Source organism: Methylocella sp. CPCC 101449, assembly GCF_031921685.1.
GTDB lineage: Bacteria > Pseudomonadota > Alphaproteobacteria > Rhizobiales > Beijerinckiaceae > Terripilifer.
The window spans coordinates 463,279-487,323 of sequence record NZ_JAPDHU010000001.1; the positions used below are offsets into that span (position 1 = coordinate 463,279).

Consider the following 24,045-nt stretch of genomic DNA (forward strand, 5'->3'; position numbering starts at 1 on the left):
GATGAGTGGCGAGATGGTTATGGCCTGGCCTGGGAGAGAAGCGGACGGCAGCTGGCCTGCCCCTCGAGACAGATCAACGTTCCATCGAAACGCGGATCGACAATGCGGAACTGGTTGCCATCTCCGCCGTCGGCAAAGACAGGCCGGATCGGCACCGAGCGACCCGCGTCGAACGCAGCGGCGATCGATCCCGCCAACGTACCCGGATCGGGACTCAGGACTCCTTCCACAGTCAGCTCACCGGGAATGAAGCTCATGCGATAGTTCGCAGATGCAGCCAACGTTCCCTGGGTGATCGCATATTGGCCCGGCTCGCTGAAGCTCGTCGCTGATGTCACGAGACTTCCAAACAATGTATCGCCATTGACCAGGCCTGCCCCACCAACCGCATAGGTGAGAGCCGGATTGGCGGCACCGGCAGTACGGCTGAAGGAATTGGCGATAACGATGATATCTCGCGGATTCACCGTGAGGTTCGCACCCGTATAGGTGATCGCGTAATTGGCGTTGGCGAGCGAGCCCTGATTGACCGCATAGGTGCCGACACCCGAGAACTGGCCTGCCGAAGTCGACAGCGCGCCGGAGAGCGTGTCGTTGTTGACCAATCCTGTAGCCGTATAGGTGAGTGCCGGATTGACGTCACCGTAGACCTTGCTCTGTGCATCTGCTGCCACCGTGATCGCCTTCGGCGTGATCGAGAGATCGGCGCCCGTGTAGGTGATCGTGTAGTTGGCGTTGGCGAGCGTACCTTGATTGATGGCATAGGTGCCAACGCCCGAGAACTGGCCGGCCAGGGTCAAGAGAGAACCGGAAAGCGTGTCGTTGTTCACGAGGCCCATCGCCGTATAGGTCAACGACGGATTGAGATCGCCATAAACCTTGCTCTGCGCATCCGCCACCACCGTGATCGCTTTCGGCGTGATCGACAGATCGGCGCCCGTGTAGGTGATCGTGTAGTTGCTCGAGGCAGACAGCGAACCCTGGTTGATGGCGTAGATACCGACACCCGAGAACTGACCGCCCAAGGTCGATAGCGATCCCGTAAGGGTATCGTTATTGACGAGACCCGTGGCCGTATAGGTCAACGACGGATTGAGATCGCCATAGACCTTGCTCTGCGCATTGGCCACGATCGAGACCGTCTTTGGCGTTACCGACAGATCGGCACTCGTATAAGTGATCGTGTAGTTCGCGTTCGCCAGGGTGCCCTGGTTGATCGCATAGGTGCCGACACCCGAGAACTGGCCAGCCGATGTCGACAGCGCGCCCGTCAGCGTATCGTTGTTGACCAAGCCTGTCGCCATATAGGTCAGGTTAGGATTGACGTCGCCATAGACCTTACTCTGTGCGTCCGCCGCCACCATGATCGCCTTCGGCGTTACCGACAGGTCGGCGCTCGTGTAGGTGATCACGTAGTTGGCGTTGGCCAGGGTTCCTTGATTGATCGCATAAATGCCAACGCCCGAAAACTGGCCGGCGGAAGTCGAGAGAGAGCCGGAGAGCGTATCGTTATTGACCAACCCCGTCGCCATATAGGTCAACGACGGATTGACGTCGCCATAGACCTTACTCTGTGCGTCCGCCGCCACCATGATCGCCTTCGGCGTTACCGACAGGTCGGCGCTCGTGTAGGTGATCACGTAGTTGGCGTTGGCCAGGGTTCCTTGATTGATCGCATAAATGCCAACGCCCGAAAACTGGCCGGCGGAAGTCGAGAGCGCGCCGGAGAGCGTGTCATTGTTGACGAGCCCCGTCGCCACATAGGTCAGACTCGGATTAACGTCACCATAAACCTTACTTTGCGCGTCCGCCGCCACCGCGATCGCTTTCGGTGCTATCGACAGATCGGCACCGGTGTAGGTGATCGAGTAATTGGCGTTCGCCAAGGTTCCTTGATTGATCGCATAGGTGCCGACGCCCGAGAACTGGCCGGCGGAAGTCGAGAGCGCGCCGGAGAGCGTGTCATTGTTGACGAGACCCGTCGCCACATAGGTCAGGCTCGGATTGACGTCGCCATAAACCTTGCTCTGTGCGTCCGCCGCCACCGTGATCGCCTTCGGTGTGATCGACAGATCAGCGCCGGTGTAGGTGATCGAATAATTGGCATTCGCCAATGAGCCCTGGTTGATCGCATAGGTGCCGACACCGGAGAACTGACCGGCCGAAGTCGAGAGCGCGCCACTCAGCGTGTCGTTGTTGACCAGGCCCGTAGCCACATAGGTCAGCGGCGGATTGACCTCGCCATAGACTTTGCTCTGAACATCGGCTGCTACCGCGATCGCCTTCGGTGTGATCGACAGATCCGCCCCAGTATAGGTGATCGCATAATTGGCATTGGCCAATGAGCCCTGGTTGATCGCATAGGTGCCGACACCGGAGAACTGACCGGCCGAAGTCGAGAGCGCGCCACTCAGCGTGTCGTTGTTGACCAGGCCCGTAGCCACATAGGTCAGCGGCGGATTGACCTCGCCATAGACTTTGCTCTGAACATCGGCTGCTACCGCGATCGCCTTCGGTGTGATCGACAGATCCGCCCCAGTATAGGTGATCGCATAATTGGCATTGGCGAGCGAACCTTGATTGATGGCATAGGTGCCGACACCCGAGAACTGGCCGGCAAAGGTCGAGAGTGCCCCACTGAGCGTGTCGTTGTTGACCAAGCCCGTCGCCACATAGGTCAGCGACGGATTGACATCGCCATAGATCTTGCTCTGGGCGTCCGCCGCCACCGTGATCGCCTTCGGCGTGATCGACAGATCGGCGCCTGTGTAGGTGATCGAGTAGTTCGCATTGGCGAGCGAGCCCTGCGCGATGGCGTAGGTGCCGACGCCGGAGAACTGGCCGGCAGAGATCGACAGCGAGCCGCTCAGCGTGTCGTTATTGACCAGTCCCGTCGCCACATAGGTCAGCGACGGATTGACATCGCCATAGATCTTGCTCTGGGCGTCCGCCGCCACCGTGATCGCCTTCGGTGTGATCGACAGATCGGCGCCTGTGTAGGTGATCGAATAATTGGCGTTCGCAAGCGAGCCTTGATTTATGGCATAGGTGCCGACACCCGAGAACTGGCCTGCGGAAGTCGAGAGCGAACCGCTCAAAGTGTCATTGTTGACCAGCCCCGTCGCCACATAAGTCAGCGACGGATTGACGTCGCCGTAGACCTTACTTTGAATATCGGCTGCCACCGTGATCGCCTTCGGCGTGATCGACAGATCGGCGCCCGTATAGGTGATCGCATAATTGGCATTGGCCAATGAGCCCTGGTTGATGGCGTAGGTGCCGACACCCGAGAACTGGCCGGCCGAAGTCGACAGAGCTCCTGTCAGCGTATCGTTGTTGACCAGTCCTGTGGCTGTATAGGTCAGCGATGGATTGAGATCCCCGTAGATCTTATTCTGCGCATCCGCCGCCACCGCGATCGCCTTCGGTGTGACCGACAGATCGGCGCCTGTGTAGGTGATCGAGTAGTTCGCATTGGCGAGCGAACCTTGATTGATGGCATAGGTGCCGACACCAGAGAACTGGCCCGCGGAGGTCGAGAGCGAGCCACTCAGTGTGTCGTTGTTGACCAGCCCCGTCGCCACATAGGTCAGGCTCGGATTGAGATCGCCGTAGACTTTGCTCTGGGCGTCCGCCGCCACCGTGATCGCCTTCGGCGTGATCGACAGATCAGCGCCGGTGTAGGTGATCGAATAATTGGCGTTCGCCAATGAGCCCTGGTTGATGGCGTAGGCGCCGACACCGGAGAACTGGCCGGCTGAAGTCGAGAGCGCGCCACTCAGCGTATCGTTGTTGACGAGACCCGTCGCCACATAGGTTAGCGACGGATTGAGATCGCCGTAGACCTTGCTCTGCGCATCCGCCGCCACCGTGATCGCCTTCGGTGTGATCGACAGATCGGCGCCTGTGTAGGTGATCGAATAATTGGCGTTCGCCAATGAGCCCTGGTTGATGGCGTAGGCGCCGACACCGGAGAACTGGCCGGCTGAAGTCGAGAGCGCGCCACTTAGCGTATCGTTGTTGACGAGTCCCGTCGCCACATAGGTCAGCGACGGATTGAGATCGCCGTAGACCTTGTTCTGCGTATCCGCCGCCACCGTGATGGCCTTCGGTGTGATCGAGAGATCGGCGCCTGTGTAGGTGATCGTGTAATTGACGTTCGCAAGCGAGCCCTGGTTGATGGCGTAGGCGCCGATACCGGAGAACTGGCCGGCCGAGGTCGACAGCGAACCGCTCAGCGTGTCGTTGTTGACCAAACCGGTCGCGACGTAAGTCAGAGATGGGTTGATATCGCCATAGATCTTGCTCTGAGCTTCCGCCGCCACCGTGATCGCCTTCGGTGTGACCGACAGATCCGCGCCCGTATAGCTCATCGCGTAGTTGCTGGAGGCCGATAAAGAACCCTGGTTGATGGCATAAGCGCCAACACCCGAGAACTGACCGGCCGAGGTCGACAGAGAACCGCTCAGCGTGTCGTTGGCGACGAGACCGGTAGCCGTATAGGTCAGCGAGGGGTTGACGTCGCCATAGACCTTGCTCTGGGCGTCGGCTGTCACCGTGAGAGTGCGCGGCGTGATCGACAGATCGGCGCCCGTGTAGACAATATTGTAATTCGCATTGCCCAACGACCCGATGTTGATGGCATAGTTGCCGACATTGGTGAACTGCACCGCCCCTGTCTCCAGCGAGCCACTCAACGTGTCGTTGTTGACGAGGCCCGTCGCCGTATAGGTCAGCGACGGATTGACGTCGCCATAGGCCCTGTTCTTGGCATCGGCCACCACCGTGATGGTGCGCGGCGTGATCAACAGATTGTTGCTGAGATAGACGATGTTGTAGTTGGCGTTCGCCAAGCTACCCCGCTCGATAATATAGCTGCCGACACCCGAGAACTGGCCCGCCGAGGTCTCCAGCGAACCGGAAAGGGTATCGTTGTTGACAAGGCCCGTGGCTACATAGGTCAGGGATGGATTGACATCGCCATAGGCTTTGCTTTGGGCATCCGCCGCCACTATGATCGTCTTCGGAGTGACCGACAGGTTCGCACCCGTGTAGGTGATCGCGTAATTGGCGTTGGTCAGAGTGCCCTGGCTGATGGCGTAGGCGCCGACATTGGAGAACTGGCCTGCCGAGGTCTCCAGGCTGCCCGAGAGCGTATCGTTGTTGACGAGGCCCGTCGCCGTATAAGTCAGGGATGGGTTGAGATCACCATAGGTTTTGCTTTGGGCATCGGCTGCCACCGTGATCGCCTTCGGTGTGATCGACAGATCGGCGCCCGTATAGGTGATCGAGTAATTGGCGTTCGCAAGCGAGCCTTGATTGATAGCGTAAGTGCCAACTCCCGAGAACTGACCGGCTAAGGTAGACAGCGAGCCACTCAGCGTGTCGTTGTTGACGAGACCCGTCGCTACATAGGTCAGGCTCGGATTGACGTCGCCGTAGACCTTGCTTTGAATATCGGCTGCCACCGTGATCGCCTTCGGTGTGATCGACAGATCAGCGCCGGTGTAGGTGATCGCATAATTGGCATCGGCCAATGAGCCCTGGTTGATCGCGTAGGTGCCGACACCCGAGAACTGACCGGCCGAAGTCGACAGAGCTCCTGTCAGCATATCGTTATTGACCAGTCCTGTGGCTGTATAGGTCAGCGACGGATTGAGATCGCCGTAGACCTTGCTCTGCGCATCGGCCACCACCGTGATCGCCTTCGGCGTGATCGACAGATCGGCGCCCGCATAGGTGATCGAGTAGTTCGCATTGGCGAGCGTACCCTGGTTGATGGCGTAGGTGCCGACGCCGGAGAACTGACCGGCCGAAGTCGACAGAGCTCCTGTCAGCGTATCGTTGTTAACCAGTCCTGTGGCTGTATAGGTCAGCGATGGATTGAGATCCCCGTAGATCTTATTCTGCGCATCCGCCACCACCGTGATCGCCTTCGGTGTGATCGATAGATCGGCGCCTGTGTAGGTGATCGCGTAATTGGCGTTCGCAAGCGAACCCTGATTGATGGCGTAGGTGCCGACATCGGAGAACTGGCCGGCAGAGGTCGAGAGCGCGCCACTCAGCGTGTCGTTGTTGACCAAGCCCGTAGCCGTATAGGTGAGTGCGGGATTGACGTCGCCGTAGACCTTGCCCTGAGCATCCGCCGCCACCGTGATCGCCTTCGGCGTGATCGAGAGATCGGCGCCCGTGTAACTGATCGCGTAATTAGCGTTCGCAAGCGAACCCTGGTTGATGGCGTAGGTCCCGACACCAGAGAACTGGCCGGCGGAGGTCGAGAGGTCACCGGAAAGCGTATCGTTATTGACGAGACCAGTTGCCGTATAGGTCAGGGACGGATTGACGTCACCATAGACCTTGCTCTGCGCGTTCGCAGCCACGGTGATCGTCTTGGGCGTGATCGACAGATCGGCCCCCATATAGCTGATCGTGTAATTGGCGTTAGCGAGCGAACCTTGGTTGATCGCATAGGTGCCGACACCCGAGAACTGGCCTGCGGAGGTCGAGAGTGCCCCACTCAGCGTGTCGTTGTTGACCAAGCCCGTCGCCACATAGGTCAGGGACGGATTGGTGTCGCCGTAGACCTTGCTCTGCGCGTCCGCCGCCACCGTAATCGCCTTCGGCGTGATCGACAGATCGGCGCCAGTATAGCTAATCGAATAATTGCTCGAAGCAGCCAGGCTGCCCTGGTTGATGGCATAGACACCGACACCTGAGAACTGGCCGGCAGAGGTCGAAAGGTTGCCAGAAATCGTGTCGTTATTAACGAGACCCGTCGCCGTATAGGTCAGCGACGGATTGACGTCGCCATAGATCTTGCTCTGCGCGTCCGCCACCACCGTGATCGTCTTCGGTGTCACCGACAGGTCGGCACCGGTATAGTTGATAATGTAGTTATTCGACGCGGACAGGCTACCCTGGTTGATGGCGTAGGCGCCGATGTTCGCGAACTGACCTGCAGAGGTCGCGAGATCGCCGGAGAGTGTGTCGTTATTGACGAGACCGGTCGCCGTATAGGTCAGGTTCGGATTGAGATCGCCATAGATCTTGCTCTGCGCATCCGCCACCACCGTGATCGCCTTCGGCGTCACCGACAGGTCGGCACCGGTGTAATTGATAATGTAGTTGTTCGAGGCGGACAGGCTGCCCTGGTTGATGGCGTAAGTGCCGACCCCCGAGAACTGACCGGCGGACGTCGATAGAGAACCGCTCAGAGAGTTGTTATTGACGAGGCCAGTCACCGTATAGGTCAGGGACGGATTGGCGTCGCCATAGGTCTTGCTCTGCGCATCCGCCACCACGGTGATGGTGCGCGGAGTGACCGTCAAACCGCCGGAGCCATAGGCGATATAGTAATCGCTCGCCGAACCCTTGGCATAAGAGAGCGACAGAACGTTCGCGCCGTTCCAGGCGTAGGTGCCGACGTTGGTGGAGCCGGAGATGGCGTATCCCCAATTGACGATGAGGTTATTCGTACCGACGCCCTGGAGCGGCACGTTATTGGCGGAAGCGACATCGCCATAGGTGGTGGAAAGATTGCCGTCGATCCGGACATAATAATTGTAGATCGGCGTGGCAGTCATGCCCCGCAGCACCGGCGGGCCGCCGGCCTTCCGCGTGGCCCAGACCGAAGCGAAATCCCAGCCCGCATCGATGAAACGGAAAGGATCGTTCATCTGGGCTGTGGCGAGGCCGGTGGCCGCGCAGCTGCTGTAGGTGGCGCCGCAAGCATTGCTTCGGCCGCTCGTCTGAGCGTTCCAGAAGCTGTTGGCGAAAGAGCCATCGCCTATGGCCATGCCGGCCAGGCCGCCACTCATATTCCCGGAAACGAGGCCACTCGCGTAAGCGTTTGCGACAGCCGCCTGATTTTGCCCGATCAGTCCGCCGACGTATTGGTTGCCAGAGACATTGCCCGTCGCATAGACATTGGTGATCGAATTATGAGCCAGTCCGATCAGTCCGCCGACGAATTGGTTGCCGTAAACATTACCCGTCGCATAAGCGCCATTGATCGGGGCGTTGCTGATTCCCAGCAGGGCGCCGACGTTATTATTCCCGCTGACCGCCACATTCGCCGCATAGATATTCTGGAACGAGCCTAGGTTCGCATTGCCCACCAAAGCGCCCACGGCATTGTTGCCAGTGACCGAGCCACCGACGAGGCCGACATTGCGGATTGTGCCTTGGTAGGTAACGCCGAACAGACCAACGCTGTCTGTGCCCGACCGATTGATCGACAGATTACTGATCGTGTGGTTTTGGCCATCAAACGTGCCCGTGAAATATCCAATCGTACTATCTCCGATCGGCATCCAGCCGCTCGTCGACCAGATGCCGCTCGCCGCGCCGCCCGTCGTGGGGCTTGCGTCGATATCGGCGACGAGCTTGTAATTTCCACCGACGTTGGCGCCCATCAAGGCGAGCTGATGCAGATTGGAGATGGCAACATAGCCATCGGCGCCGGCAGGCGCTGCCTCCGCGCGCAGGATCGGACGCATATCGCCGTTCTGATACCAGACCGAGCCGAAGTCCCAGCTCGTATAGTTGGACTTGTCGCGCGCCTGCGCCGTGGTCAGCCCGATGACGTTCGTCACGATTCCATTGAAATTGTAGCCAACCGCATTGCTTCGGCCGGTCGTGTTGACATCGAAATAGCTGTTGTAGGCCGTGCTGTTAAAGCCAATGTAGCCGACGAGGCCGCCTGATCCATAGTTGCCGTTGGCGTAACCTGTTGCATAGGATTCGCTGACGCTGGCATTTGTAATAAGATACCCAGCCAGCCCTGCCGCATAGCCATTGGCGGAATAAGTCGATCCCGTCGCATAAGACTGACTGATCGTCGAGGTTTCCGCACGGCCCACCAGTCCGCCGGAGTTGGACGATGTCGCCGCCGCGGTGTTCGAGACATTTCCGGTCGCATAGGATTGATTGACGGCCGAGTTCAGCATGCGGCCCACCAATCCGCCGGCCTGGACTTCGGATCCCCCGCCCGACACCGTTACGTTACCCGTCGCGTAGGACGTGTTGACCTGGGCCGCGCGCCCGTTTGATTGCATCGCCCCGACAAGGCCGCCAACACCGCTGGTTCCTGCCGGAGAATTCGCATTGACCGCGCCGGTGGCGTAAGAGCGATTGATGACGCCTTGATTGAGACCGACAAGACCGCCGATGTTCGAAGAGCCGGCATTGCCGGTCACCGTTCCCGATGTCCGGGAATCGCTGATCGTCGTCCAATAGTTGTACCCGACGAGGCCACCGATCGATGCGCCATTGCCCGTCACGGTCGCGCTCGACCAGACGTTGGAGATCGTGGCCGTGTCGCTGACACCGATCAAAGCGCCTACGTTCGAGCGGCCTGTGATGCTGCCACCGACGAGACCGATGTTGCTTATGGTGCCGGGATAAGGCGTGTTCCAGCCAGACACGTTGGCGAAAAGGCCCACCCCATCCGTACTCGGCCGATTGATGTAGAGATTGCTGATCGTATGGTTCTGGCCGTCGAGAGCTCCAAAAAAGGCTTCGACCGGCACCCAACCGCTGGTCGACCAGATGCCGGCGGCACTGCTGCCCGATGTGGCGGTGGCGTTGAGATCGGTGGCGAGCTTGTAATTGGCGGTCGGATTGGCGCCCATCAAAGCGAGCTGATTGAGATTGGAGATGGGGATATAGCCATCCGTATCGGCGCTCGCGGCTTCCGCGCGCAGAATGGGGCGCATGTCGCCGGTCTGATACCAGACCGAATTGAAATCCCAGCCCGCATAATTGGTCTTGTCGCGCGCCTGCGCCGTTGTCAGCCCGACGACATTCGACAGGGTCGAAGGACTGAAGGAATTGTTAATCCCGATGGCCGAGCTTTGACCTGTGGTCTGGGTATCGAAGTAGCTGCTCGAAAGCGTGCTGCTGTAAGCATAGCCGGCAAGACCACCAGCCCCCACGCCGGACACAGAGACGGCACCGGAGGCATAGGATGCATTGATCGAACCTTCGTTTATGGCGCCGATCAATCCGCCGCCATATTGACCGCCAGCAGAAACGGATCCTGTCGCGTAGGACTGGTTGATCGTTACGCCCCAGCCTTCGCCGACCAAGCCGCCAATACCGGAGCCTCCACTGACGGCCCCAGTTGCATAGGAATTGACGATGCCACCGTTTTGCACATAGCCAACGAGGCCGCCAGCGGTGTTGCCGCTGACCGTTCCTGTCGCATACGAACTGCTGATGTTACCGGACGTCTGGCCGACGAGACCACCAACGGTACCCAAACCGTCGACCGCGCCCGTCGCATAGGAACGGCTGATTGTTCCACCGTCGGCTTTGCCGACCAGGCCGCCGACAAAGAAGCTCGTGCTGCCAGAAGCAGTTCCGCTCGTATGGGAGTTATCGATCCCCACGGCGCCGCTCATATATCCGACGAGACCGCCAACCGCATCGTCGCCGCCGATCACATTGGCGCTCGACCAGGCGTTCGAGATCTGGCCCTGATTGAGAGAACCAACCAGACTGCCTACCTGCCCCTTGCCGGTGATGCTGCCGCCGACGAGGCCGATATTGCTGATGTTCCCTTCGACGTTCGAAAACAGACCCACTTTATTGGTCAGCTGCCGGTTGATCGTCAGGCCCGAGATGACATGGCGGCCGCCATCGAAATTGCCGGAGAAGACCGATCCGTTGCCGATGGGATTGAAGCCGGCTCCCGCATTCCAGATCACCGTGCCGGAGGCGTCGATGTCGTTGGCGAGTGTCCAGGAGGCTTGCAGATAGGCTGGGGACGAGCCGACACCCTGGAGGCCGTAGATATCAGCGAGCTGGTAGGGAGTGCCGCTGGTGCCGTCGCCGCCCGTCACACGCAGGAAGGAGCCGCCGTTGATCTGGAAATCCTTGGCGTAGAAGCTCGGAAGCGTCGCGTTGTTCTGCACCCAATTGCCGGTGTTGAGCGCGAAGGTGGCGACATTGACGCCGGCGGTGGCCGAGATGGTGCCACCGGAATAAAGCGAGAGACCGCCGCTGGGGGCGTTGATCGCAGCGTTGATGTTAATGTCGGAAGCGGCGTTCAACGTCAGCGTCGAGCCGGACGTCCAGGCCAGTGGGTCGTTGACGGTGATCGTGCCGGCCTGGGTGCCGGAGGAGCCGGTTGTGACCGTGACATTGGCCGCCGACAGCGCGGTGATCAAAGTATTGACGTTGATGACGCTGTCATCGCCGCTGGCGGTGAAACCTGATGTGTCGGTGCCGCTGGAAATGATGACGTTATAGGGATCGAGCAGCAGGTTGCCGAGGGAGCCTTTGGGCGCCGACAGATCGGTGAAGCCGGTGTAGACGAGCTTGCCCTTACCGGAAACTTCGACCTCGCCGCCATTGCCGGCGTCGGCGCCGCCGTGCGCGGTGATCGTACCGGCAAAATTGGTCAGATTGTCCGACCACAAAACGATATTGCCGCCATTGCCGCTCTTAATAGCGTCGGCCTTGATCACCGTATTGGCATCGACACTCAGGGTTTCGGCGCGCTTCAGCGTGCCCTTGCCCTGGCGCTCACCGCCAATGTTGATCGTACCGCCGCCGGTGCGGCCGGAGGCGTCGATCTTGGCATTCGCCAGCGCTATCTTGCGGCCGGTGACGGTGATTTTGCCGCCCGTACCTCTGTTGTTGCGCGCGTTGAGCGTGCCCGACACCGCAACTTCGCCATCGCCACCGAAGAGCGTGATGTCACCACTCTTGCCGGCGACGCCGCGGGCCTCGATCGTGCCCGACATGTTGATGGCCTGGCGGGCCATGTCGCGCGCGGCGGCCGCCGAGAGCTGCACCGTGCCGCCCCTGGCCGCTATCCGTCCGCTGTTGCTGACGAGCGGGTTGGTGCCTTCCGCCTTGGTGGGGATCGCCACCTGGAGGAAGCCATCGCCTGAAATGTCTAATGTCGCCTGTTCGCCGGAGCCGAGCGCCACCTTGCCCATCGGCACGTTGATGACGCCGGAATTGGCGACGGTGCCGCCGATCAGCGCCATGTAGCCGCCGCGGTTGATGGTGATCGTGCCCGCGTTGGTCACCGGGGCGGAGGCGCCATTGCCGGTGAAGGTGCGTTTGCCCGACATGAAGTCTTCGTCGGAAATCCCCAGGGTCGAAGCAACGAAAGCGCCGGTGTTGACCGTGCCCGTCGAAGTGATGGCGATGCCGTTGGGGTTGACGAGATAGACCTGACCATTGGCGTTGAGCGCGCCGGCAATGATCGAGGGGGTTGAGCCAAGAACGCGATTGAGAATGGCCGAAGAGGCGTCGGGCTGGACGAAAGTGACGCTGTTGCTCTGGCCGATGTTGAAACTCTGCCAGTTGATAATCGCGCTGTTGCTGTTCTGATTGATCGTCATGGCGCCGTTGGAGGGCGCATTGATCGTCGCGCTGCCGGCCGCGACCTGGCCGCCGGTCGGCAACGCTTGGGCGAACACAGCTTGGGCAAACACGGAATTGCCGACCAGCGCCGTCGAGGCCAGAAAGGCCGCGAACCGGGACTTGTGGGAATAGGAACGGCGATCTGAAGAACGAAACATGGATGAGGCTCTAGAACTGGAACGCTGCGGAGAGCGTGAAACGGTTGCCGTTGGCGCCTTTGCCGAAGCGTTCGACGCGGCCGTATTCGAGGCTGAGGTTCATGTTGTTGAAGCTGGACTGCGCGGCGCCGCCGAAGCGCACGCCGACGCCATAGGCGGCACCACGCAGATAGGCGGCTTCGAGCACCGTCGGGGCGTAGCGTTTGACGCCGCCATAGGCACCGAACAGATAGGGTGAGATGAGGACCACGCCGCTCGTCTCGCCTGCCGATGGCAGGCCGGTGCCTTGTTGCGCGGGAAATTCCGGCAGACCGAACGGCAAGGTGAAAGCGGTGCTGAACGGGAACTGCGTCTCGCCGCGCACGACGAAGCCGGAATCGCCTTGCACCGACCCCAGTGCGAAGCTCGACAAGCCGCTGGGCGAGACGAGACCGATCTGTTCGGAATTCAGAAGCGGCTGGCCAAACGAAGTTTGCGCCCTGGCTCTCAGATCGAAGGTCAGATGTTCAAAGACCGGCTGCCGGTAGCCGAGCGTGACGTCGATCTTCTGAAAGTCTGTATCGGCACCTTGGCGCGACAGCGGCGTGCCGCTGATTGAAGCCTTGGCGGCGCTGCGCGCCCCAAGCCCATTGATACCGAAGGAAGCGGTGAAGCCCGCCGTCAGAAGGCTGTCGCCGGTGACATACCAGAACAGGTTGCTACCGGCGCGCAGGATGCGCAGGCGATCCTGGGAAATCGTGAACCCGCCGCCATTCAGCAAGGTCAACATTTCGTCCTGGGCATCGAAGGCGGCACTCACGTTCACCGTCAGGTTGCGCGAGCGGATCACCGGATAGGCAAGGCGCGCCGAATAGCGCGTGAAATCGGACATGAAGTAGAGGCCGGTCGACGATTCCGGCAGCGTGCGCGAGACCGTGCCTTCAAGGTTGAGCGTCAGACCGTCGATACCAAGCGGCACGACGATGCCACCAGCGAGCGTGCGATTGCGCGGATGGTTCGAGAAGAACCCATTGTAGGAATCGAAACGCGGCGCGCCAGAAGCGCGCACGTAAATCAGTTCGCCGAAACTGAGGACAGAGTTCAGTTCGGCACCGATGCCGAGATTGTAGGTGCCGAGCTGTTTCGACATGGTGTTGTCGAAGGACAGCGATCCCGTCGCGGGCTTGTAGCGCGCTTCGATGGTCAAAATGCTGGCGCCCGACTGCTTGCCGGGCGAGAGCGTCGAGCGCAGCACGGTGCCGGGCATATCGCCTGCCAGCAACAACCGGCGTTCGATCACGCCATTGGTGAGCCCTCTCTGCCCAACGAGCGGTGCCAGCACACTCTCGATCCGACCGCGGATATTAGCCGGCAGATGCGACGTATCGATCTTCTCGACGAAGCCGTCGATGACGACCATGCGCAAGGTCGCCCCGTCGGTCAGGCGCTGCGCTGGCAGAACGACGCGGATCAACCCGTAGCCGCTGGCGGCATAGGCCTGTTCCAGGCGACGGGCGGCGGCGAATAGATCGGCGGCGGTCACGGTCTTGGCCGATAGACTAGCCTTCACCTTAGCGGCCTCGTCAGCCAGTGCCGGCAGGCCGCCCTCAATGGTTACGCCCGCGATGCGCACGTGAAGTTTTTCGGCGCCCGCCGGTGCGGTCGGACCCATGCCTTCAGGAATGATGATGCCGCTCGTGCGCTTCTGGAGCTGCGGTTCGAATGTCTGCGGGGTTACCTGCGAGGCGGTTTGCGCCAGCACAGGCCCAGCCCAAATGAATGCAACCGCCGTTCCTGCGAACAGCCCGATCCGCCGCGCACGCCCAATTACCTGACGCAAAGTCCAACCCCTGCCCTAGCCGCACAGTAACCTTACGCAATGCACATGCGGCTCGCTTCTCACTGAGCGCAGGGGCATTCGGAATCCCCCTCCGCAAAATGCGGCTTTTGCTTGCGATTGCATGATTATGGCGCCCCCCAGGCGCCTTTCAGGCCTAAAAGCTAGGGACAGGCCGCATGACGGTCTGCGTCCATTTTTGACAATGGCCAAGGTCTTGAAGGAATCCGCGCTCTGCTAGGCGTCCGCAATGGCGGGCTTGTCGGATAACGATCCAGTTAACGTGACCGCTTTGGCGAGCGCGCGGTCGATAAGGAGCAGCTTGCGCTCCTGCACACCGGCATATTCCTCGTAAAAGCCCACTGAAATCCAAAGGCGCGACCGCCCCCGCTGTCCGCTCCAGCCCAGTCCGCCGATCGATTCGGCTGCCGCAAGCTTGCGGCTGGTATGGGCGCGAGACAGGCCGAAAGCCTGCGCCAGAGAAGAAATCGACGTCACATCGGTGAGAAGCTGGCCCTGCTCGGCACGCGCTTCCCAGTCGATCCCGGAAATGAGCCGGTCCACCAACAGGCCGCCCGCATCGGCCCAGGTGAAGATCGTATAGAGCGGCCCCGCACCGCGCACCTCGGGCGTCGCCAACAAGGCCTGCGCGGCAAGCGGCGCGACGACGGGCAATAGGGTGTCCAGGCGAGACTGAAAGCGGAGAGCCCTGTCTGCGCCATCGATGAGGTCGAGCGTCCGGAAGTGGAGGCTATACCAATGGGCCAGCCAGGCGAGAATCGATGGCGCCAGCACAACGGGGTCTGTTCGAGCATCGCCCGAGCCGTCGGCCAAACGGATGACGTCGTATTTCAGCGCTTCGTCGAAGAAGGCGTAGGCCGTATTGCGACTGGAAAGACCATGCCGCAGTGCCAGATGGCCCATCGCGCTGCGGGTCAAACCAGGCTGGCCGGTCTGCAGCGCCCGAAAATAATGGTCCAGACCCGCATGGCACAAAAGCCAGCGCTGTTGGGTGGCGAATAGTGCGGCAACACGCGGGGAAGCCTCGTGAACGGCGATGAAGCTTCGCGCCAGGAACAGGATCGCATCGCGGAACGCCTCCCTCCCGATCAGCTTCTCCATCTCACCCTCGGAAATGAGCGTCACGGGCGTCTCCGGGCGACATCCCGTAAGTGCCGTTGAAGACGCGATAGAAGGTGGCGAGACTGTCGAAGCCGCAGGCATAGGCCACCTGAATCACCGGTAGAGCAGGAAACTCAAGCAGCAGCCGTTTGGCTTCCTCAACCCGCATCAGAGCCAGGGTGCGCGAAAACGTCAGTTCCGCGCTTTCGAAAACCACGTGCAGTTGGCGCAGGGAAATGCCCAGTGCAAGCGCGACCGCGGCCGGCGTCAGCTTCTGCTGATGCTTGCGCTGCGTCATAATTTCCTGTGCCGCATAGCAGAGGCCGGAACGCAGTGCCGCGCGCACTTCGGGCATGCCCGGCGACAATCGCCCACGTGCCATCATGGCGAGCCGGGCCATATGGGTCACGTCGCGGATGGGATCAATCAGCTTCCCCTGTTCGGCGTTGAGCGCGTTGAACAGCGCCCGGAAGGGCCGGGAGAACGCGGTCTCATCCATATAGCGGGTGGCGAAAAGATCATGTGCCGGCTGCCCAAGCATCAGCTCGTGATCGACCGGAATTTTGAGCATCTGATAGTGGAAATCGTCACTGCTATCCGGCACCCCCGCATAGGGAAGATCGGAATGGCAGATCACAATGTCGCCGTTTCGCACCGCCTGCATACGGCCTCCTCCGGTATCGAGCATCCCTGGGCCCTTCACCTGATGGGAGATGCACAGGCTGTGACCGGCGATGCGGGCGATATCGGCTGTCGTGCGGCTCACCCGATAGGCGGAGGCCTGCATTTCGGACGCCACGGCCCCACCCACGGCCTGCGCCCGAAACGAGCCTTTGAAAGTGTGCCGGCGGTCGGGAGGCAGTTCGATCGTCACGCCGAACAGGCTCTTGCCGCGAACTTCACGCCACTGGTCGAAGCGGTCTTCCGGGGGGATGTCGTCTGTCGAAAAACGGATCATGGCGCCCTGACCTGCGAGGACCAGCGTTCATTCGGTCGGCGTATCTACAGGAAAGGGAAATCTCGGCAAGATAGATTTTTATATATTTTTGATCGGGTTGCACCCCGCCGGCCCGGACGATGGGCACCGTCCGGCGTCGAGTCAACGAAAAAGCGGGGCCCGGAAACCCCGGCCCCGCCCCCCTTTCGGCTGCTTCTTCGAGACGCTTTCAGTCGATGCGGATGTTGGCTTCGCGCAGGACGCGGCCCCACTTGTCGCGCTCGACCGTGATAAAGCTCTCGATCTCGGTGAGCGACATCGGGCGGCCGGTGAAGCCGAGCGACAGCAGGCTGGCCTGAACCTTTTTCTCGCTCATCATCTGGCTGACGGTCGTATTGAGCTTGTTGACAATGTCCGCCGGCGTACTGGCCGGCAGCACAAGCAAGTTCCAGATGTCGGCCTCATAGGTCGGCAGGCCGGCGGCCTCGGCGACGGTCGGCAGATTGGGCAAGGTCGGCAGCCGCTCGCGCGACGTCAGACCCAGACCCAGGACATCGCCATTCTCCAGCATGGGAAACACGCTGGCGATGCCGACCGAGGCAATGTCGAGCCGCCCCGACATCAGATCGACCATCAGCGCCGAGTCCCCCGCATAAGGCACATGGGTCATTTTGATCGATGCCATGCTGCTGAGATATTCGGCGGCGAGATGCCCCGGCGACGTGACACCGGCCGAGCCGAAGGTGATGGCGCCGCTCTTGGCCTTCGCCGCATCGATCACCTGACGCAGCGTATTAAAATTCGAGTCCTTGCGGGTGATGAACACCATGCCCGAAGAGCCAAGATAGCCGACGGCCTTGAGATCCTTCAGCGGATCGTAAGGCAGGTTGCGCCCCAACAAGTGCTGCAGCATCGTCGGCGACACGCCCGAGACCGCCATGGAATAGCCATCGGGCGGCGAGCGCAACGCCTGGCCGACGCCGAGCGATCCGGAGGCGCCGACCCTGTTCTCGACCACGACGCTTTGACCCAGGCGCTCACCCAGCTCCTTGGCGACAATGCGTCCGGCGAGATCGGTCGTTCCGCCGGCGGCATAAGGTACGATCATCTGAATCGTGCGATCGGGATAGCGAACCTGCGCCTGAGCGGAAGCAAGCATCATGTGCAATCCCAGCACAGCCAACAGACCGGCGGCCCACCGGCCATACCCTCTCGATTTCATGGATCCTCCCTCCCCCAAGAAGCCTTGTTACTCAGCCGGACCTGGATCGGCCAAAAAATGGACGAGCCTGAACGCTGAGACGCGTGGTCGAGCAGATATAAAGTCGACGTCAGCACGACACACCTTCCAAGGAGTCACGCTGACCTAACTTTAGGTTACAGTTCTCATGTAGTTCAGCTCACGCCATCATCGAGAGGCCGCCGCTCACCTCGATCACTTCGCCGGTGATGTAATCGGCCAGCGGCGATGCAAGAAACAGCACTGGCCCAGCGATATCGCTCGGCGCGCCAACGCGGCCGGCGGGAATGCCTTTGATGCGCTCGGCGTATTTGTCGGCCACGTTGACGTTGCCGTAGAAGGCCGTGTCGATCAAACCCGGCGCCACCGCATTGACGTGAATGCCTTTGCTGCAGAAGTCCTTGGCGAAAGCCTTCGTCAGCGACGATACGGCGCCTTTGGCCGCAGAATAGGCGCTGCCGCCGGGCGCTCCACCATTGCGTGCAGCCGTCGAACTGATGTTGATGATACGGCCCTTTTCGGCGCGTTCGAGCAACGGCAGGCAAGCTTGCGTGACGAGAAATACCGAGCGCAGATTGATGTTGATGACTTTGTCCCAGACAGTGGCCGGCAAGTCTTCGAACGGCATTTTGTTGGGCGAGGCACCGGCATTGTTGACGAGCACGTCGAGCTTACCGAACTTGGCTTTGATCTCGCCAGCGATACGCGTCACTGTGGCTTCGTCGGTAAGGTCGCCGTCGACGAGCAAAGTCTTCGCACCGAGTTCTTTCACCAAAGCTTTTGCCGCATCGGGCAGACCGAAGTCATGGACGACGACGGTGGCGCCGCAACGCGCGAAATCGCGCGCGATCTGACTGCCGATCCCACCGCTCGCGCCGGTGACCAGAACGACCTTTCCCGAAAAATCCAACATACTTTCCCTCTATCCTCTTTGCTGTAGTGCCGTTAGGCGTGAGCGATGAGATAAGCCTTCTTGCGCGTGAAGCGCGTGATCGAGTCATATCCCAGCCTCGATCCGGATAGCCCCGAGCGCTTGAAGGCATTCTTCTCGTGGAAGTCCCCCTCCCCGATCGCCGCTGTTCCCAGCCCCGTGCTGTTAATGCTGACGGCGCCAACTTGCACGCGTTTTGCGATCGCCAGAGCTTCATCGGTTGAGCCTGCGAACACTGCGGCACTCAGACCATAACTGCTGTCGTTGGCGAGCTTGATGGCATCGTCGACATGGGTGAAGGTCATGATCGGCATGATCGGACCGAAGGTCTCGTCGGTCATCAGCTCCATCGAATGATCGACACCGGTGATGACGGTCGGCTCGGCCCACCAGCCGCCTGCACGCTCCGTCACTTCGCCGCCGCACCGGATCGCGGCGCCCTTTTGCACGGCATCGCGCAAATGCCGGTTGATGATATGCGCCTGGCTCTCGGTGATGATCGGCCCGAGCGTACCGTCCTTCACGGTCGGATAAGCGATCTTGACCTGGCGGGCTTTGTCGACGAGCCGGTCGACGAAAGCATCGGCGACATCTTGCGCCACATAGATACGTTCGATGGATACACAGACCTGCCCGGCATTGGCGACCGAGCCCGCCAGCAGAGACGCCGCCGCTTTGTCGAGATCGGCGCTGGCGGTGACGATGGCCGGATCTTTGCCACCCAATTCCAGGAAAGCCGGAATGAAGGCCTTGCCGGCTGCTTCGGCAACCTTCTGTCCGGTCGCAGCGCTGCCCGTGAAGCAGACCGCATCCACCGTGTTGATCAGCGCTTCGCCGACCTCCCGGCCGCCGGAAACATAATGAAGAACGGCTTCGATCTCGGGGATTTTGCGAATGGTGTCGACCAACGGCTGAACGAAACGCGGCGTGACTTCGCTCGGCTTGACGATCGCCGTACAGCCGGCAACCAAAGCTGGAATGGTATCGAGCAAAGAACTCGACAGCGGGAAATTCCATGGGCTGATGACGCCAACCAAGGGAAACGCGCTGAGGCCGCCCTGGACTTCCACGTTCTTCATGGAGCGCAATGTGGCGCTGCGACCGGCGAAGACTTCCCGCGCCATGACGGTCAGTTTGTCGATGGAGCTTGGAAGCCGCAACATCTCCTTTTCGGATTCGACGACGCGGCCGGTGTCTTCGATGAGCGCCGCCAAAATCGCATCGTGGTTCTTCGCCACTTCCTGACGCCAGGCATTGAGCACGTCCAGCCGGCCTTCCAGGCCGAGCTGTTCCCAACGCTCCTGATTCTTGCGGAGCCTTTCCGCGATGGCCGACAAGTCGGCCGGGTCCGTCAATTCCAGATTGAAATCATACTTCCCCGTGCGCGGATTTCTGACCGGTAGTGTCTTGCTCACTTCAGACGTTTCCATTTTCTCGCGCGTCCGCGAGGCGCTGGGCGGACCCGGCACCGATCATGCGGTTCGCCACGTCAATAAGTAGCGCGATCCTAGTATGGGCTAAGGGCGGTGGCGCTTTCCGAAACGGCGGGTCACTTGAGTTTTTGTCATGGCTCGATCAGAATGGAATCGGGCGCTCGATCGGCCGATGCCCCAAAACTCATGGATTGAGGGCCAATTTTAGGGACAAAGACCACCCTTTTCGCTGTAGATGCCGGCATTGCCCGGCTTCCCCTCAGCTCTTAGTGTCCCATGAGTTTTCCTCAGGTCACCCTCACCATCGATGAATTCGAAGGACCTCCCTCCGCTCAATCCGCTGCACGTTTTCGACGTGGCGGCCCGTGTCGGCAGCTTTGCGCAGGCTGCGGTGGAGTTGAATGTGACCCAGTCGGCGGTGAGCCGGCAGATCGCCACCCTTGAGGGGAGCCTGGGCATTCGCCTTTTCGAACGCGGCCGCCGGGGTCTCACGCTGACCAATGCCGGCAATGCCTATTGGCGGGAAGTGGCACCGGCCTTCGCGATGATCGCGGCGGCGACCCAGCGCGTCAAAAGGGATGTGCGGCTGGAACCGCTGCGCATTCGCATCTATGCGACCTTCGCCATGAAATGGCTGATCAAGCGGCTGCCGGACTTCGAAGCGCAGTTTCCCGGCATTACCGTGCAGATGAGCACCATCGTCACGCCCGTGAATTTCGCCCGCGAAAATGTCGATCTCGCCATCCAGCTCGGCCGCGCCGATGGACAGAAGGCGGAATTGATCGAGCTTTTCCCGGACATCATACAGCCGGTCTGCTCCCCCAAATTGCTGAAGAAGAAACCGATCGCAACGCTCGACGATCTCCGTCATCACCGCTTGCTGCACTCGCACTATCGCCGCAACGACTGGTCGGATTGGCTGTCCGCAACTGGGCGCACGGACCTCCTGAAGGATCAGGACAATTATTATCCCAACTCGCTTCTAGCTTACGAGGCGGCCGCGAAGGGCATCGGCGTGGCCATCGGCCAGGTGCAGCTCTTGGGTGACGATTTCGCCGACGGCACCTTGGTGCCCCTCTTCGACCGTCCGATTGATCGCGGCCTGGCCTATTATGCGGCCTGGTCGAAGGAGCGCGAGCCTGACCGCAAGGTACGTGTTTTCGTGTCCTGGCTACGCCGCAACATCAGCGAGAGTATTACGGCGGTGCGTGCTTCCTGACCTCAGCGCTTGAAACGCGCGGCGGAGAGCGGCGCGACATCGACATGCGGCACATTGTTGCCGATCAGGTCGGCAACAATGCGCGCCGTGGCCGGTCCCGTCGCCAATCCGACATGTCCGTGGCCGAAGGCATGGATGACATCGGCGCATGCGCTCGCCGGACCGATGACAGGCAATCCATCGGCCATGGAGGGACGATGGCCCATCCAGCGATCGATACGGCTTTCATCGAACGATTTTGACAGCTTGCCATAGGCGCGCTTCGCATGGCCGAGCAGAATGTCGGCACGCTTCCAATCGGGCGCGGCATCGACATCGGCAAGTTCGACTTGGCCGGCGATGCGCAAACCAGCACGCGTCGGATTGTTCCCCATCTTGCCGTCGCCTGGCATGATCGGCATGGCGCCACGGGCAATGTCGGGCGGGATGACGACGTGATAGCCGCGTTCGCTTTGCAGCGGCACATTGTCTCCGACCGCCGTCGCCAGGCTTTTGGAACGAATGCCAGCGGCTATGACCGCCTTGTCGCAGGCCAATGCAGCCTTCTCGGTGCGGACAGCACGCAATCGGCCACCGGCTAAATCGAAGCCTGTCACTTGGCCGGTCACACGCTTGGCGCCCTTGGCAATCGCATGCGCCGCGATCGCGCCGACATAGCCGCCGGGATCGACGCAGTGGCCGCCTTTCTCGACGAGGGTTGCGAAGGTGTAGCGCGGTAGAAGATCCGGCTCGAGGGCCGCGAGTTCCTGGCCAGACAATTCGCGAAAGGCCACCCCATTGTCTGCTCTCAGCCGCCAGGCCAATGCCTCTTGCTGGAAGGCCGCGCGATCGGTGTAGACGTAGATCAAACCTTTCCTGACGATGAGATCGGGCCGGCCGATCTCATCCGCCAGAGCCGCATGCCGCTCCGGACAGTCATGAAGCAGGCTCGACAGAATGGCGGCCGTGCGCTCGACTTTCGGCACCGTCGAACCGGCGGCGACAAAGCGCAGGAGCCAAGGCGCGAGCCCCAAAAGATAGCGCCAACGAATGGCCAGCGGCCCCGTGGGATCGGCGATATAGCCCGGAACTTTCTTCCAGAGCCCGGGCATCGACATCGGTACGACGGAAGCGGGACTGAGCCAACCGCTGTTGCCATAGCTCGCCGCCTGCCGGCCGCCCGGCGTTTCGGGCTCGACGATGGTGACGTCATGGCCATCGCGAAGCAATTCTACCGCCGTCGACGCACCGACGATGCCCGCGCCGATTACGACTACGCGCATCGCCGACGCCGCTTCGAGAGATTAAACGGGTGCCTCATTCCTGAAATGCTTCCTCACGTGTCGCGCGGAAACGCGGCATGATGACGACGACGAGGACGAGAACCGCAACGATCAGAAGCCCGGCGGAAATCGGCCGGTCGACGAAAATGCTCACCTTGCCGCGCGACAGGAACATGGCGCGACGGAAGTTCTCCTCCATCATCGGCCCGAGCAACAGACCCATGACGAGCGGCGCGGCATCGCAATCGAGCTTGACGAAGATATAGCCGGCGATGCTGAACGCGGCCAACAACCACAGATCGAAAACCGAATTGTTGAGCGACAACGTGCCGATGGCGCAGAAGACGAGAATGGCCGGATAGAGATATCTGAAGGGCAGCGTCAACAGCTTCGTCCAAATGCCGATCAGCGGCAGGTTGAGAACGAGGAGCATGAGATTGCCGACCCACATGGAGACGATCACGCCCCAGAACACTTTGGGATGATCGCTGATCAGCGTCGGCCCCGGCGCGATGCCCTGCATGATGAGCGCACCGAACATCAATGCCATCACCGCATTCGCCGGCAGGCCGAGCGTCAGCAGCGGCACGAAAGAGGTTTGCGCACCGGCGTTATTGGCGCTCTCCGGCGCGGCAACACCCTCGATGGCGCCATTGCCAAAACCCTCTTTCGGCTTGGCGACGCGCTTCTCGATCGCATAAGCAGCAAAGGCGGCCAACAAAGCACCGCCGCCAGGCAGAAGTCCGAGAACGGCGCCGATGCCGGTGCCGCGCAGGATGGGTGGCACCATGCGGCGCCAATCTTCACGGGTTGGGAACATCGACATGAAGGGCGCCGAGATCGCCGAGCGGCTTTCGGCATGTTCGAGATCTTTCACCACTTCGCCGATACCAAACAGGCCCATGGCGACAATCACGAAATTGATGCCGCCCGTCATTTCGTCGAGGCCCAAGGTGAAGCGCGGCTCGGCCGTCTGCACATCCTGCCCGATGAGGCCGATGAGAATACCGACGAAGACCATGGCCAGCGCCTTGGGGAGCGACCCGCGCGCCAGAACGACGGAGGCGAGCAGACCCAGCACCATGAGCGAAAAGTTTTCGGCCGGGCCGAATTTCAGGCCGACTTCGGCGAGCGAAGGCGCGAACAGCGCCAGCAGCAGCGTGGCGACGGTGCCGGCGAAGAAGGAGCCAATGGCGGCGGTGGCGAGCGCCACGCCGGCGCGGCCCTTGCGCGCCATCTTATAGCCGTCGATCGCCGTCACCACCGAAGAGGTTTCGCCGGGCAGATTAAGGAGAATCGCGGTCGTCGAGCCGCCATATTGCGCGCCGTAATAGATGCCAGCGAGCATGATCAACGCGGTGACAGGCGCCAGCCCCATGGTGAAAGGCAGGAGGATCGCCATGGTCGCGGCCGGTCCAAGGCCCGGCAATACGCCGACGAGCGTACCGAGCAATACGCCGACAAAGCACCAGAGCAGATTGACCGGCATGACGGCCTGATCGAGGCCAAGCAGCAGAGCACTGAAGATTTCCATCGCGCTCGCTCC

At 60.8% G+C, this 24,045-nt stretch carries 10 protein-coding genes; 1 reads left to right on the forward strand and 9 read right to left on the reverse strand.

From position 1 onward, the window contains the following. Positions 1-17: 17 nt before the first annotated feature. The 7 genes from OIM99_RS02140 to OIM99_RS02170 form a co-directional block, all read right to left on the reverse strand. Positions 18-12,539, reverse strand: coding sequence for an MBG domain-containing protein (locus OIM99_RS02140; protein ID WP_311848665.1), 12,522 nt, complete (start codon positions 12,537-12,539; stop codon positions 18-20). A 10-nt stretch (positions 12,540-12,549) separates the two neighbouring features. Next, on the reverse strand, positions 12,550-14,280 hold the full coding sequence (locus OIM99_RS02145; protein WP_311848666.1) for a ShlB/FhaC/HecB family hemolysin secretion/activation protein: 1,731 nt from the start codon (positions 14,278-14,280) through the stop codon (positions 12,550-12,552). A gap of 312 nt (positions 14,281-14,592) precedes the next feature. Continuing rightward, complete coding sequence (locus tag OIM99_RS02150; protein ID WP_311848667.1) at positions 14,593-15,501, reverse strand: hypothetical protein; 909 nt, start codon at positions 15,499-15,501, stop codon at positions 14,593-14,595. Then, entirely contained in the window at positions 15,479-16,435 is a 957-nt protein-coding gene (locus OIM99_RS02155; RefSeq protein WP_311848668.1) for an AraC family transcriptional regulator, read from the reverse strand. Before OIM99_RS02155 ends, OIM99_RS02150 begins: the two co-directional genes overlap by 23 nt. A 208-nt stretch (positions 16,436-16,643) precedes the next feature. Then, entirely contained in the window at positions 16,644-17,636 is a 993-nt protein-coding gene (locus tag OIM99_RS02160; protein WP_311848669.1) for a tripartite tricarboxylate transporter substrate binding protein, read from the reverse strand. A 178-nt stretch (positions 17,637-17,814) separates the two neighbouring features. After that, complete coding sequence (locus OIM99_RS02165) at positions 17,815-18,567, reverse strand: 3-oxoacyl-ACP reductase family protein (RefSeq protein ID WP_311848670.1); 753 nt, start codon at positions 18,565-18,567, stop codon at positions 17,815-17,817. A 32-nt stretch (positions 18,568-18,599) separates the two neighbouring features. Beyond that, positions 18,600-20,000: an aldehyde dehydrogenase family protein gene (locus OIM99_RS02170; RefSeq protein WP_311848671.1), complete on the reverse strand. Its 1,401-nt coding sequence runs from the start codon at positions 19,998-20,000 to the stop codon at positions 18,600-18,602. Positions 20,001-20,325: 325 nt separating this feature from the next. Here OIM99_RS02170 and OIM99_RS02175 point away from each other — a divergent pair, with 325 nt between their 5' ends. Beyond that, complete coding sequence (locus OIM99_RS02175; protein ID WP_311848672.1) at positions 20,326-21,237, forward strand: LysR substrate-binding domain-containing protein; 912 nt, start codon at positions 20,326-20,328, stop codon at positions 21,235-21,237. A gap of 2 nt (positions 21,238-21,239) precedes the next feature. Here the strand turns inward: OIM99_RS02175 and OIM99_RS02180 are convergent, their stop codons facing one another. Both OIM99_RS02180 and OIM99_RS02185 read right to left on the reverse strand, forming a co-directional pair. Further along, complete coding sequence (locus OIM99_RS02180; protein ID WP_311848673.1) at positions 21,240-22,499, reverse strand: FAD-binding oxidoreductase; 1,260 nt, start codon at positions 22,497-22,499, stop codon at positions 21,240-21,242. Positions 22,500-22,533: 34 nt separating this feature from the next. Continuing rightward, entirely contained in the window at positions 22,534-24,033 is a 1,500-nt protein-coding gene (locus OIM99_RS02185) for a tripartite tricarboxylate transporter permease (RefSeq protein ID WP_311848674.1), read from the reverse strand. Positions 24,034-24,045: the final 12 nt, after the last annotated feature.

What these genes read in the sequence shown, in the direction of transcription:
- OIM99_RS02185 (WP_311848674.1), bottom strand. Translation starts at nt 24,033, where the DNA reads ATGGAAATCTTCAGTGCTCTGCTGCTTGGCCTCGATCAGGCCGTCATG.
- OIM99_RS02160 (WP_311848669.1), bottom strand. Translation starts at nt 17,636, where the DNA reads ATGAAATCGAGAGGGTATGGCCGGTGGGCCGCCGGTCTGTTGGCTGTG.
- OIM99_RS02155 (WP_311848668.1), bottom strand. Translation starts at nt 16,435, where the DNA reads ATGATCCGTTTTTCGACAGACGACATCCCCCCGGAAGACCGCTTCGAC.
- OIM99_RS02165 (WP_311848670.1), bottom strand. Translation starts at nt 18,567, where the DNA reads ATGTTGGATTTTTCGGGAAAGGTCGTTCTGGTCACCGGCGCGAGCGGT.
- OIM99_RS02175 (WP_311848672.1), top strand. Translation starts at nt 20,326, where the DNA reads ATGAATTCGAAGGACCTCCCTCCGCTCAATCCGCTGCACGTTTTCGAC.
- OIM99_RS02140 (WP_311848665.1), bottom strand. Translation starts at nt 12,539, where the DNA reads ATGTTTCGTTCTTCAGATCGCCGTTCCTATTCCCACAAGTCCCGGTTC.
- OIM99_RS02180 (WP_311848673.1), bottom strand. Translation starts at nt 22,499, where the DNA reads ATGCGCGTAGTCGTAATCGGCGCGGGCATCGTCGGTGCGTCGACGGCG.